The sequence below is a fragment of the Bacteroides parvus genome (assembly GCF_017309675.2).
In the GTDB taxonomy this organism is placed as follows: Bacteria; Bacteroidota; Bacteroidia; order Bacteroidales; family Bacteroidaceae; genus Bacteroides; species Bacteroides uniformis.
The window spans coordinates 983,258-996,260 of record NZ_CP084680.1 but is presented as its reverse complement, the minus strand read 5'-3'; the positions used below and the strand labels follow the sequence as shown (position 1 = coordinate 996,260).

The following is a 13,003-nucleotide window of genomic DNA, read 5'->3' as shown; positions in this document are numbered from 1 at the left end:
ACTTGTAATGGCATTTTTCTTTCATTTCATCCGTTTATTGGGAGGGAAGAAGTATCTTTGCGCTCCGAATGACAGATACCAACTTATGATATAAACTGATTTTAAACGAATTGATTATGGAAAAAGTAACGGGAGCAGACTTTAAATCTGCAACTGCTGATGACAACAAGAAGTTGTTTATCGAGACTTACGGCTGCCAGATGAATGTGGCCGACAGTGAAGTGATTGCATCCGTCATGCAGATGGCGGGATATTCGGTGGCCGACACCCTGGAGGAAGCCGATGCGGTGTTTATGAATACCTGCTCTATCCGCGACAATGCGGAGCAGAAGATTCTGAACCGTCTGGAATTCTTCCATTCGCTTAAGAAGAAGAAACGCGGCTTGATAGTGGGTGTGCTGGGCTGTATGGCAGAGCGTGTGAAGGACGACTTAATCACCAACCATCATGTGGACTTGGTGGTGGGACCGGATGCCTATCTTACTCTGCCCGAACTGATTGCCTCGGTAGAGGCCGGTGAGAAAGCCATCAACGTGGAGCTTTCCACTACAGAGACCTATCGGGATGTCATTCCCTCGCGCATCTGCGGAAACCACATCTCCGGCTTCGTGTCCATTATGCGTGGTTGCAACAATTTCTGTACCTACTGCATCGTTCCCTACACCCGTGGCCGCGAGCGCAGCCGTGATGTGGAAAGCATCCTCAATGAAGTGGCCGACCTCGTGGCAAAGGGTTACAAGGAAGTTACCCTGCTGGGACAGAACGTCAATTCCTACCGCTTCGAGAAGCCGGACGGAGAGACGGTTACCTTCCCAATGCTGCTGCGCACCGTGGCAGAGGCAGCGCCGGGCGTACGTATCCGTTTCACCACCTCGCACCCTAAAGACATGAGCGACGAAACTCTCCAGGTCATCGCCGACATGCCCAACGTATGCAAGCACATCCACCTGCCGGTGCAGAGTGGGAGCAGCCGCATCCTGAAGCTGATGAACCGCAAGTACGACCGCGAGTGGTATATGGACCGCGTGGCAGCCATCCGCCGCATCATCCCCGATTGTGGCTTGTCTACGGATATATTCTCCGGTTTCCATAGTGAGACGGAGGAGGACCACCAGCTTTCCCTCTCGCTGATGGAGGAGTGCGGATACGATTCCGCCTTCATGTTCAAGTACAGCGAACGCCCCGGTACGCATGCTTCCAAGCACCTGCCGGACGATGTGCCCGAGGAGGTGAAGATTCGCCGTTTGAATGAAATCATCGCCTTGCAAAACCGTCTCTCTGCCGAGGCGAATGCCCGTTGCGTGGGCAAGACGTACGAGGTGCTGGTGGAAGGTGTTTCCAAACGCAGCCGCGACCAGTTGTTCGGCCGTACAGAACAGAACCGTGTGGTGGTGTTTGACCGTGGCACGCACCGTGTGGGCGATTTTGTGATGGTGAAGGTTACCGAATCCAGTTCGGCTACGCTGAAAGGAGAAGAGGTAGCCGGCTGACGGGATAGAAAAGTCTCGATGACATCAGTATGATGACACCGGTATATAGAATAAAAGCACGAGCCTCACGGCCCGTGCTTTTCATATTATAAACTTTAAATTTTATTCTGCCATGGCCAGAATATTCGCTACGTAGTCGGTCTTGTTGTAGCTTACCAGGGTCAATTCGGACTTTGGAACGTCCTGGTTGTAGAGTTTGTAAGCTACCGGCATGTTTTCATCGTTCAATTCATACACACTTTTCTTCATGTCTTTGTCATAAGCCTTGTGAGACTCGTTCCAACGTGCGTAGGACATGGTGATTTCATCATTGCCATATTGGTATGTCATTTTAAAGTAAGGTATCCATTCATCTTTTGCACCGTCCCACTTGGAGGCTTCCTTGCAGGTCAGGCGTTTCTGGTCGTCATAAGAGTATTCATAACGGATGTGCCGGTAAAGTTGTGCGCCGTCTTGCTTAAAGATGGTCTTGGCAACTACTAATTCGTTTTTCACTTCTTCATTGGTGATGAAGTTGTTTTCCTGAGCTTTCACTTCTGTATTCATAACGCTTACGATAGTCATTGCTACGAATGCGACTGCCTTGAATAAATTTGTAGTTTTCATAATCTTTATTTTTAATTGTTGTTACTTACTCTGTTTCTTTTAGACGTTGTTCCCGATTAAAAGGTTGCATTCCAACTAATCTTTTTCTCAAACGCCTTCGCCTAATTATAGTCAATTCCCATGCCAAATATTTAAGTTGTTGATAATCAATGAATAAATGCTTTCGAAAACTGTTCATTATCGGACAGTTGTCCGCTTAATATCGAACAGTCGGTCATTCGTTCCGCCGGCTGGCCGGAGTAAGCGTTTGTTTTCTTAAATCTCCTTAATGGAAGCCCTATAAATCACTTTTTATTTGTTATTTTGCACCAAATTTAGGTATAGTGTGGTCTGTTTCATTTGGGCTGCACTTCCTTATTGGCAGAACGTTCGATGAATAAACTCACTATAAAAGCTTGTCCGTTATGTGGTGGAACGCATTTGGAGCGTGCCCTGACATGTGTAGACCATTATGCCTCGGGCGAAATGTTCCACTTGTGTCGCTGCCGGGATTGCGGTTTCCTTTTCACGCAAGACTTTCCCGTGGAGGCTGAAATCGGTCGTTACTACGAAACTCCTGATTACATTTCACATACCGATACCCGCAAGGGGGCGATGAACTCCGTGTACCACTGGGTGCGCAACTATATGCTGGGACGCAAGGCACGTCTTGTGGTCCGTGAAGCACACCGCAAGGAGGGCCGTCTGCTGGATTTGGGTACGGGGACCGGTTACTTTGCCGATGCCATGCAGCGTCGCGGCTGGCAGGTGGAAGCTGTGGAAAAGAGTGCGCAGGCGCGTGCCTTTGCCAAAGAACACTTCAATCTGGATGTGAAACCCCATACGGCATTGAAAGATTTTGCACCGGGCAGTTTCGACGTCATCACCCTATGGCATGTCATGGAACATCTGGAACCCCTTAACGAAACGTGGGAAACCCTGCACTCCCTGCTGACTGAAAAGGGGGTGCTGATTGTAGCTGTGCCCAACTGCTCTTCCTTCGATGCAAAGAAATACGGGGCTTACTGGGCTGCCTACGATGTGCCCCGCCATTTGTGGCACTTCACACCGGGCACCATCCAGCAATTCGGTTCCAAGCATGGCTTCATCATGGCAGAGCGGCATCCCATGCCGTTCGATGCTTTCTACGTGTCCATGCTGACGGAAAAGCACATGAGGCACTCGTGTACTTTCCTGCGGGGAATGGTGACCGGTACACTGGCCTGGTTCAGCGCGTTGGTGAAGAAGGAACGCAGCAGTTCCATGATTTACGTGTTCAGGAAGAAAGGGTGAGAAAAGGGATTAGGGATTAATGATTAATAGCGACTGATTTACATAACTTGTAGCTTGTAACTCGTAACTTATAATTGATATAATGAAAGGAAAGAATAACTCGGTATCCTATTTTGACATGCAGTTCATTACGTCCAGCATCAGTACGACGCTGGTGTTGCTGCTGTTGGGGCTGGTCGTATTCTTTGTGCTCGCGGCTCATAATCTTTCCGTGTACGTCAAGGAGAACATCAGTTTCTCCGTGCTTGTCAGTGACGACATGAAGGAGAGCGACATCCTGAAGCTGCAGAAGAGGCTGGACAAGGAGGCTTTTGTGAAGCAGACGGAGTACATTTCCAAGAAGCAGGCACTCCGCGAGCAGACTGAGGCGATGGGTACGGACCCGCAAGAGTTCCTTGGCTACAATCCTTTCACTGCCTCCATCGAAATCAAGCTGCATTCCGACTATGCCAATTCGGACAGCATCGCCAAAATAGAGAAACTGATTAAAAAGAATACCAACATCCAGGAAGTGCTCTACCAGAAAGACTTGATAGATGCCGTGAACGATAATATAAGGAACATCAGCCTGATGCTTCTGGGGCTGGCTGTGATACTGACGTTTATCTCCTTTGCGCTGATAAACAACACCATCCGTCTGGCTATATATTCCAAGCGTTTCCTTATCCACACCATGAAGCTGGTGGGGGCAAGCTGGGCATTCATCCGTCGTCCGTTTCTGCGGCGCAATTTCTGGATAGGTGTGCTGGCCGCTTTCATAGCCGACAGTATTCTGTGGGGAACCGCCTATTGGCTGGTGTCCTACGAACCGGAGCTGGTCAAGGTGATTACGCCCGAGGTGATGGTGCTGGTGTCGGGTGCCGTGCTGGTGTTCGGCATACTTATTACGTGGCTGTGCGCTTTACTCTCCATCAACAAATATCTGAGGATGAAGGCAAGCACGCTGTATTATATTTGACGCCTTAAAGTGCATAGAGAGAAAGTACTGTTAGTACGGTACGTTAGATTGTAAATTGTAAATAGTTAAATTGTAAATGTATAGATGAGTAAAGAGAAATTTGCTTTTGATAAGACCAATTTTATCCTGCTTGGCATCGGAATGGCGGTGGTTATCATTGGTTTTCTTCTGATGACCGGTCCCGCGTCTACCCCGACGACCTTTGAGCCGGACATTTTTAGTGTGAGACGCATCAAGGTGGCTCCGGTGGTTTGCCTGCTGGGGTTTGTGTTCATGATATATGCCGTGCTGCGCAAGCCTAAAGGCAGCGGCGCGGGGGAGCAGTAACCCAACCCCTTACACCCTAATAACTTATAACTTATAATTCATAACAGTGGAATGGTTTGAAGCGCTTATCCTTGGGCTTATTCAAGGACTGACCGAATATCTGCCGGTGAGCAGTAGCGGACATCTTGCCATCGGTTCGGCATTGTTCGGCATTGAGGGAGAGGAGAATCTTGCTTTTACGATAGTGGTACATGTGGCTACGGTGTTCAGTACGCTGGTGATACTCTGGAAAGAGATTGACTGGATTTTCAAGGGACTGTTCAAGTGGCAGATGAACGAGGAGACACGTTACGTCATCAATATACTGGTATCCATGATACCTATCGGCATTGTGGGGGTATTTTTCAAGGACGAAGTAGAGGCCATTTTCGGTTCGGGACTGGTCGTTGTGGGCTGCTGCCTGCTGCTGACAGCTCTGCTGCTGTCTTTCTCCTATTATTATAAGCCGAAGCAGAAGGAGAACATCAGCATGAAGGATGCCTTTATCATCGGTCTGGCACAAGCATGCGCGGTGCTTCCGGGGCTTTCCCGTTCGGGCAGCACCATTGCAACCGGTCTGTTGCTGGGCGACAACAAGGCGAAGCTGGCACAGTTCTCTTTCCTGATGGTGATGCCTCCCATCCTGGGCGAGGCACTGCTGGATGGAATGAAGATGATGAAAGGTGAGGCGGTTGCAGGGGATATTCCGACGCTTTCGCTGGTGGTAGGTTTCCTGGCTGCTTTTGTTTCGGGCTGCCTGGCCTGCAAGTGGATGATAAATATTGTGAAGAAGGGCAAGCTGATTTATTTTGCCATCTATTGCGCGATAGCCGGTGTCATAACGCTCATATTAAGCTAAAGCCCCTCCTTGTGTGGGGGAAAGACTGATTACTCCGGAAATCAATAAGAGAAAAATATTAAGTTGTACCATTTTATCCCCCTCCCTACCGAGGAGGGGTTAGGGGAGAGGCCAATGAATTTTAAAGAAGGAGAAGTCCTCTATTTCAATAAACCGCTGGGATGGACATCGTTCAAGGTTGTGGGACATGCGCGTTACCACATCTGCCGGCGGATAAAGGAGAAGAAGTTGAAAGTAGGCCATGCCGGTACCCTCGACCCGCTTGCTACGGGGGTTATGATAGTCTGTACGGGCAAGGCCACGAAACGGATTGAGGAATTCCAGTATCACACGAAGGAGTACGTTGCCACCATCCGGTTGGGTGCCACCACTCCCTCTTACGACCTGGAACATGAGATAGATGCCACCTATCCCACGGAGCACATCACCCGCGGACTGGTGGAGGAGACGCTGAAGAAGTTCATCGGCGAGATACAGCAAGTGCCTCCCGCCTTCTCGGCATGTATGGTGAACGGGAAACGTGCCTACGACCTTGCCCGCAAGGGAGAGGAGGTAGAGCTGAAACCCAAGTTGCTCGTCATCGACGAGATAGAGCTGCTGGACGACGGGCTGGATATTGCCGAACCGTGGATAAAGGTACGCGTAGTATGCAGCAAAGGAACCTATATCCGCGCCCTGGCACGTGACATCGGCGAAGCCCTGCAGAGCGGCGCCCACCTCACCGCCTTGGAGCGTACCCGTGTAGGCGACGTCCGGCTGGCAGACTGCCTCAATCCCCTCGATTTCAAAGAGTGGATAGAGGCGCAGGAGATAGATATTTAGTTATAAGTTATGAGTTATAAGTTATTTGCTATGAAGTGTAGCATACTGCCGGATAACTCATACCCTCTTATGACTAAAACAGACTGATATAAATAATAAATAACTCATAACTTATAACTCATAACTAATTATGAAACTGTCGCAATTCAAATTCAAGCTTCCCGAAGAGAAGATAGCTTTGCACCCCACGAAGTACAGAGACGAGTCACGTCTGCTGGTGTTGCACCGTAAGACGGGTGAGATTGAGCACAAGATGTTCAAGGATGTTCTGGACTATTTTGATGACAAAGATGTGTTTATCTTCAACGACACCAAGGTTTTCCCTGCCCGCTTGTACGGTAACAAGGAAAAGACCGGTGCGCGTATTGAAGTGTTCTTGTTGCGTGAGTTGAACGAAGAGCTCCGGTTGTGGGATGTACTGGTGGACCCTGCCCGTAAAATACGTATCGGCAATAAGCTCTACTTCGGTGACGACGACTCCATGGTGGCTGAGGTTATCGACAACACCACTTCGCGCGGGCGTACGCTTCGTTTCCTTTACGACGGTCCGCACGATGAGTTCAAGAAGGCGCTCTATGCGCTGGGCGAAACGCCGCTGCCCCACAGCATCATCAACCGTCCCGTAGAGCCGGACGATGCCGAACGTTTCCAGTCTATTTTTGCACGCAACGAAGGAGCTGTTACGGCGCCTACCGCCAGCCTGCACTTCAGCCGCGAGCTGATGAAGCGTATGGAAATCAAGGGTATTGACTTTGCCTACATCACCCTGCATGCTGGCTTGGGTAACTTCCGAGACATTGATGTGGAAGACCTTACCAAGCACAAGACAGACTCCGAGCAGATGATTGTGAACGAGGAAGCCGTACGGATTGTGAACCATGCCAAAGACCTGAACCGCCAAGTCTGTGCCGTAGGTACCACCGTGATGCGTGCCATCGAGAGCACCGTCAGCACCGACGGACATTTGAAGGAATACGAGGGTTGGACCAACAAGTTCATCTTCCCGCCGTACGACTTTACCGTGGCCAATGCCATGATATCCAACTTCCACATGCCGCTCAGTACCCTGCTGATGATTGTTGCCGCTTTCGGCGGTTACGAGCAGGTGATGGAGGCATACAATGTGGCATTGAAGGAAGAGTACCGCTTTGGTACGTATGGAGATGCGATGCTGATTACAGACCGGTAATTATGGTTGTTTATTTCAGTCTTGGTACCAATCTCGGCGATAAGGAGCAGAACCTCCGCATGGCCGTCCAAAAGATAAGAAAGCAGATAGGTGAAGTGATTTCCCTATCTGCTTTTTATGCTACTGCTCCGTGGGGCTTTTCTTCCGATAATACTTTTCTGAATGCCGCACTCTGCGTAGACACTGCTTTGGCGCCTTTGGAGGTGTTGCAAACGACGCAGGAAATCGAGCGGGAGATGGGGCGTACGCATAAGTCTGTCAATGCAGTGTATAGCGACCGTGTGATAGACATCGACCTGTTGCTCTGTTTTGCCGATGACGGTACTCCCGTTTTGCTGGATACTCCCGAACTGAAACTTCCTCATCCGCTGATGCAGGAACGCCGTTTCGTGATGGAGCCGTTGGCGGAGATTGCTTCAGGCGTGGTGCACCCGGTATTGGGAAAGACAATCGGGGAATTGTTGCAAAATCAGTGTTAATCTCTGCTATCTGTAGCGCAGATACAAGATTTCTTTTTTATCTTTGCCTCCGGAAAGCGAAGATAGGCTGCACCTCAGCATAAAAAATGAACAAGTTCATTTTGTTCTGCGTTCGGTTTGCACTATCTTTGCGCCCGAAAACGATATGTGGAGAGATTTGAGTAGCTTGCAACCACAGAAAAAAATGCTAAAACACATCCTTTTCTGACGGCACGTTTGTGTGCCGGATGCATCTACTCCACACACCTCCTTCCGCCATTCGTTGAATTATCAATTATCAACTATCAATTCTCAACTGAAATGGGATATTTATTCACATCCGAATCGGTGTCTGAAGGACACCCCGACAAAGTGGCCGACCAAATATCGGACGCTGTGCTTGACAAACTGTTGGCCTACGACCCCAGTTCGAAAGTAGCTTGCGAAACTCTGGTTACTACCGGTCAGGTAGTGCTGGCTGGAGAAGTGAAAACCAAAGCGTACGTTGACATGCCTCTCATCGCACGCGAAGTAATCAAGAAAATCGGCTATACCAAAGGCGAGTATATGTTCGAGAGCAATTCGTGCGGCGTGCTGAGCGCCATCCACGAGCAGAGCCCCGACATCAACCGCGGCGTGGAGCGACAGGACCCCATGGAACAAGGTGCCGGAGACCAGGGAATGATGTTCGGCTACGCCACCAACGAAACGGAGAATTACATGCCGCTTTCACTGGACCTTGCACACCGCATCCTGCAAGTGCTGGCAGATGTCCGTCGCGAAGGCAAGGTGATGACCTACCTCCGTCCCGACGCCAAGAGCCAGGTTACCATCGAATATGATGACAACGGCACGCCGGTACGCATCGACACCATCGTAGTCTCCACCCAGCACGACGACTTCGTCCAGCCTGCCGACGACAGTGATGCCGCCCAGCTGAAGGCCGACGAGGAAATGCTCGCCCAAATCCGCCGGGATGTAATCGAGATTCTGATGCCGCGTGTCATTGCTTCCATCCATCATGAAAAGGTGCTGGCACTGTTCAACGACCATATCACATACCACGTCAACCCCACGGGCAAGTTCGTAATCGGTGGTCCTCACGGTGACACCGGGCTGACGGGACGCAAGATTATCGTAGATACCTACGGTGGCAAGGGTGCCCACGGCGGCGGCGCTTTCTCCGGAAAGGACCCCTCTAAGGTAGACCGCAGCGCAGCTTATGCAGCCCGCCACATTGCCAAGAATCTGGTAGCTGCCGGCGTTGCCGACGAAATGCTGGTGCAGGTAAGTTACGCCATCGGTGTGGCACGCCCCATCAATATTTTCGTAGATACTTATGGCCGCAGCCACGTCAATATGAGCGACGGTGAGATTGCCCGTAAGATTGACGAGCTGTTCGACCTTCGCCCCAAGGCAATAGAAGACCGCCTGAAACTGCGCAACCCCATCTATCAGGAGACTGCCGCCTACGGACACATGGGCCGCGAGCCGCAGACCATCGTCAAGCATTTCAAGAGCCGCTACGAAGGCAACAAGGACATTGAAGTGGAACTCTTCACCTGGGAGAAGCTGGACTATGTGGACAAGGTGAAAGCCGCATTCGGTTTATAATCAGCATAGCTTTACGGCTATTTATATAGAAGGCTGCCCTTCTGCATCTCCGGAATATCGGTATATGCAGAAGAGGTGGCTTTCGTGTTTTTGCTCGTCACGGGGGCATGGTGGTTTATCAACAAGCGATTCTTCTTCTCTCTTTTCCTTATTTTACAAGCAATTTTGCCATTGCATTCGTAGCTTACCTGCAAAATGTGCATGGAATGTGTACAGTAATCTCCTCTAAATAGTGTACCTTTGTGAACAACAACGAATATAGGGCTGCCTATGAGATACCTTTTGCTTGCTTTTTCCTTCTTTTTAGTAACTTCTGTGCTGTGCCAGTCGTGCAAGGAGGAAGTCACTTCTGCACGTTCCATGCTCGTGGCAGCAGATTCCATGATGTGGAGCAATCCCGACAGTGCTTTGCTGGTGTTGGAACAGATACCGGATTCCCGCGAGTTGCGGGGAGAAGAACGCGCCTTGTATGCGTTGCTGCTGACGCAAGCCCGATACAAGAGTTGTGTGCTGCTGGAGAACGATTCGCTGATACAGATAGCGGTAGACTATTACGAAGGAGGCGGAAAGCAGGAACGGCTGGCGCAAGCATATTTCTATTGGGGATGTGTCTATATGGAAAATAAAGAGTTTCCGAAGGCGATAAGCCTCTATCTGAAGTCGCTGGAACTGATGCCAAAGAAAGACTCTATATTCGTGGCGATGCTGTACAGCCATTTGGGGAACTGTTATAATGAGCAAGATTTACATTCTACGGCAAGGGAAATGTATCGGAAGGGATATAATTTATGTGCAGTGAAGGATTCTGCACGTTCTTTTTATGCATTAAGAGATATTGGAAATACCTTTTTGTTGGAATATCAATTGGATAGTGCGCTTTGTTACTATCAACAAGCTTTAAAAATTGCATCCTCGCTGCAAGACAATGAGTGTTTATCCCTTATTTATAAAAACATAGCGGGGCTTTATAATGAGTTGGGGCGGTATATGGAGGCGGAATCGGCTCTTTCAAAAGCTTTACCCTATTTGACCGTTGAGGAAGATTATACATCGGCTTGTTCTATAAAGGGGGATATTCTAAATTCCTTAAATCGGAATGATTCTGCTGTTTATTATTGGAAAATTGGAGCAAGGTCTTCTAATATATATGTAAAGACATCGTCTTATAATCATTTGTTTGAAGGATATAAAAAAATGAAGGATTGGGAAAATGCTACTGTATATGTTGACTCTTTCATTCTTTTCTATGACTCCATTCAAATGATGAATTATCGTGCAGAACTTGATGAACTGATGGATAATCATTTAATAGAACTTCATAAACGTGAATTGTCTGTCAGAAATCAACGGATAGTTGCAGGCTTGGCGGTTCTTTTTTTGTTATTCATGTTTGTATTGGTCATTGTTTATCTGTGGCGTGATGCCCGTAGGAAAAAGGAGTATATGGCTTTGCAGCAGCGCTTGATGGAAAACCGTGCGGAGGTGATGCTTTTGAATGAAATTCCTGAATCAGCTTCTAATACGAAAGTAGCAGAATTACACAAATTGGAGGAGGAACGATTCAGTATCTGTGTTTCTATATTTAGAACCACCGAGGGAAGTAGAAAACTTGATGAATTGAAGAAAGCAACTGCTAAAATGCAGGTTTCGATTGCAGATACTTATAGGCAAGTGATGGTGAGTGATATAAGAAAGACTTTTGCCGATGTCATGAAAGATTTGAAGGAACACTATCCCGGTTTGACTAATGATGATTTGCTTTATTGTATATTGTCTTTGCTCCGTTGTTCCAAATTTATTGTTTTATGTATACTGGATGTCTCTTCGGACGCTATAAAAACGAGAAAGAGCCGTATCAAGAATAAAATTGATGAAGAACTGTTCAATCGTATGTTTGACTATTGATAAATAGCGTATTATAATGGATTTGTTACTTCTGTTACATTGCTCTGTTACCACTGTTACCTCTTTTTTGTAGGCTTTCTTATAAAAGATTAAGTTATTTGCAGTATTAAACTTTTAATAACTTAATTAATAATGAGAACAAGAAAACTACTATTGTGTCTATTTGCATTTACTTGTATGAATATAAATGCAATGTCTCAGAAACGACCGAAAAAGATAGATCTTGAAAAAATTGTAGCTTCTTCTACTACAAATAGTAAAGGAACACGTTCTGCTATCTTAGAGGCTTCTGCATTATTCGATTCTAATTCAGAATCAATTATGATAACTTCTTAGAATGGCTTTGCTGATGTCAAGGTTTCAGTTACCAACCTTTTTACTAATGAAACCATCTTTTCTGATTCATACTCTACTTTTGAGATAATACTAAATTTAGCAGGCTTATTAAATGAAGGAGAAGAGTATCGTTTAGAAATTACTATCGGAGATACCGTTTTATACGGGGATTTTATTTACTAACATTATATTTAAGAAAAAATGAAGAAACATTTGCTGTTCGCCTTTTTAGGTGCGCTGGCTTGTTACTCATGCAGTAACAGCTACGATTTGTTGGAAAATGATGCGGAGCTTGCTAAAGCTGCTGAAGATTATGAGCTATCAACCAGAGCAATTAATGAGGAGGGGGATACGGCAAAAATTGAGACTGTAGCCGATGAACAAGTTATTCAGGCTTTGATGGATGAGTACGAGCAGGAATTAATGAATAGACAGTCTGTTGCTAAAGAAAGAGTAATGAGAACTGCTTACACTGGAACTACTGATGTAGTAGGGGTGTTCAAAGTAGAGTCATGTGGGACTTATAAAGAACTGACACTTTATCTTGATGCAGAAGATACAAGACAGAATTCTAAGATTGAAGGTTATGTAGGAGATACGTTTGTAGATAATAATGGCAATGTCCGTTTCAAATTCTGCTTGACGGAAGCAACTCAATATTATCCTGGAGGAGTTTTTCTTGTTGACCATATAAATTACAGTCAGTTTGGTGGTACAATGGATATACTTGTTCGTTATCATGATTGTGATGATAAGCATACTGATAATAAAATAATTGATAGCACACATCCTGAATACCAAAGAATTGATCAGCTTGGAGGGTATACTGTCGTGAATTCTAATGCAGCATTAGCCTGGGCTTACCCTCCTTATCCTCGCAATCAATGGGGCTATATTCCTGGAGTTGGTCCTCGAAATTCTATTAAGTATGGAGTTTTAGCTTATGCCTATACTATTGAGGACTTAGGCATGATTTATGTTGATGACGAAGATTCCAGCAATAAAAACTGGCTTAAATCCTATAAGGGATATACATACAAAGATAAATTGTCTGGTGACCAAGGCATGTATGGAATTAATGCTACAGACAACACAAGATATTATGTTTTATTAAACACAAACAAAGGTTTTGCATTGAATAATATATTCCATCCTAATTTTGGAACCCCTATACCAAGACCGTAATAA

At 46.9% G+C, this 13,003-nt stretch carries 12 protein-coding genes and 1 pseudogene; 12 read left to right on the top strand and 1 reads right to left on the bottom strand.

All coding sequences use genetic code 11. From position 1 onward, the window contains the following. Positions 1–116: 116 nt before the first annotated feature. Complete coding sequence (gene miaB / locus JXR92_RS03965; protein ID WP_117599948.1) at positions 117–1,490, top strand: tRNA (N6-isopentenyl adenosine(37)-C2)-methylthiotransferase MiaB; 1,374 nt, start codon at positions 117–119, stop codon at positions 1,488–1,490. A 102-nt stretch (positions 1,491–1,592) separates the two neighbouring features. On the opposite strand, the gene JXR92_RS03960 is transcribed toward miaB, so the two are convergent. Continuing rightward, on the bottom strand, positions 1,593–2,096 hold the full coding sequence (locus JXR92_RS03960) for a DUF3836 domain-containing protein (protein ID WP_138346383.1): 504 nt from the start codon (positions 2,094–2,096) through the stop codon (positions 1,593–1,595). Between the two features lie 372 nt (positions 2,097–2,468). Between JXR92_RS03960 and JXR92_RS03955 the strand changes: the two genes are divergently transcribed. The 11 genes and pseudogenes from JXR92_RS03955 to JXR92_RS03910 all read left to right on the top strand — a co-directional run bounded on the left by JXR92_RS03955 (position 2,469) and on the right by JXR92_RS03910 (position 13,000). Then, positions 2,469–3,368, top strand: a complete 900-nt coding sequence (locus tag JXR92_RS03955) for a class I SAM-dependent methyltransferase (protein WP_005833996.1) — start codon at positions 2,469–2,471, stop codon at positions 3,366–3,368. 82 nt (positions 3,369–3,450) lie between these two features. Further along, on the top strand, positions 3,451–4,326 hold the full coding sequence (locus JXR92_RS03950; RefSeq protein WP_117965045.1) for a cell division protein FtsX: 876 nt from the start codon (positions 3,451–3,453) through the stop codon (positions 4,324–4,326). Positions 4,327–4,410: 84 nt separating this feature from the next. After that, positions 4,411–4,653 (top strand): DUF3098 domain-containing protein, encoded by a 243-nt coding sequence (locus JXR92_RS03945; protein ID WP_117599949.1) that lies wholly within the window; start codon positions 4,411–4,413, stop codon positions 4,651–4,653. Between the two features lie 46 nt (positions 4,654–4,699). After that, complete coding sequence (locus JXR92_RS03940; RefSeq protein WP_005825291.1) at positions 4,700–5,491, top strand: undecaprenyl-diphosphate phosphatase; 792 nt, start codon at positions 4,700–4,702, stop codon at positions 5,489–5,491. Between the two features lie 114 nt (positions 5,492–5,605). Continuing rightward, entirely contained in the window at positions 5,606–6,313 is a 708-nt protein-coding gene (truB, locus tag JXR92_RS03935) for a tRNA pseudouridine(55) synthase TruB (protein WP_005825294.1), read from the top strand. A 130-nt stretch (positions 6,314–6,443) separates the two neighbouring features. Continuing rightward, on the top strand, positions 6,444–7,502 hold the full coding sequence (gene queA / locus JXR92_RS03930) for a tRNA preQ1(34) S-adenosylmethionine ribosyltransferase-isomerase QueA (RefSeq protein WP_005825296.1): 1,059 nt from the start codon (positions 6,444–6,446) through the stop codon (positions 7,500–7,502). A gap of 2 nt (positions 7,503–7,504) precedes the next feature. Further along, complete coding sequence (gene folK / locus JXR92_RS03925; RefSeq protein WP_005825297.1) at positions 7,505–7,981, top strand: 2-amino-4-hydroxy-6-hydroxymethyldihydropteridine diphosphokinase; 477 nt, start codon at positions 7,505–7,507, stop codon at positions 7,979–7,981. 300 nt (positions 7,982–8,281) lie between these two features. Beyond that, positions 8,282–9,574 carry a methionine adenosyltransferase gene (gene metK / locus JXR92_RS03920; RefSeq protein WP_025834620.1) on the top strand — a complete coding sequence of 431 codons (1,293 nt, stop codon included), beginning with the start codon at positions 8,282–8,284 and terminating at the stop codon, positions 9,572–9,574. A gap of 270 nt (positions 9,575–9,844) precedes the next feature. Next, a complete protein-coding gene (locus JXR92_RS03915) occupies positions 9,845–11,479 on the top strand; it encodes a tetratricopeptide repeat protein (protein ID WP_117599954.1) in 1,635 nt (544 codons plus the stop codon). Between the two features lie 354 nt (positions 11,480–11,833). Beyond that, positions 11,834–11,998, top strand: a pseudogene (locus JXR92_RS17535) (DUF3244 domain-containing protein); the annotation flags it as partial. Between the two features lie 18 nt (positions 11,999–12,016). Next, positions 12,017–13,000 carry a hypothetical protein gene (locus JXR92_RS03910; RefSeq protein ID WP_138346386.1) on the top strand — a complete coding sequence of 328 codons (984 nt, stop codon included), beginning with the start codon at positions 12,017–12,019 and terminating at the stop codon, positions 12,998–13,000. Positions 13,001–13,003: the final 3 nt, after the last annotated feature.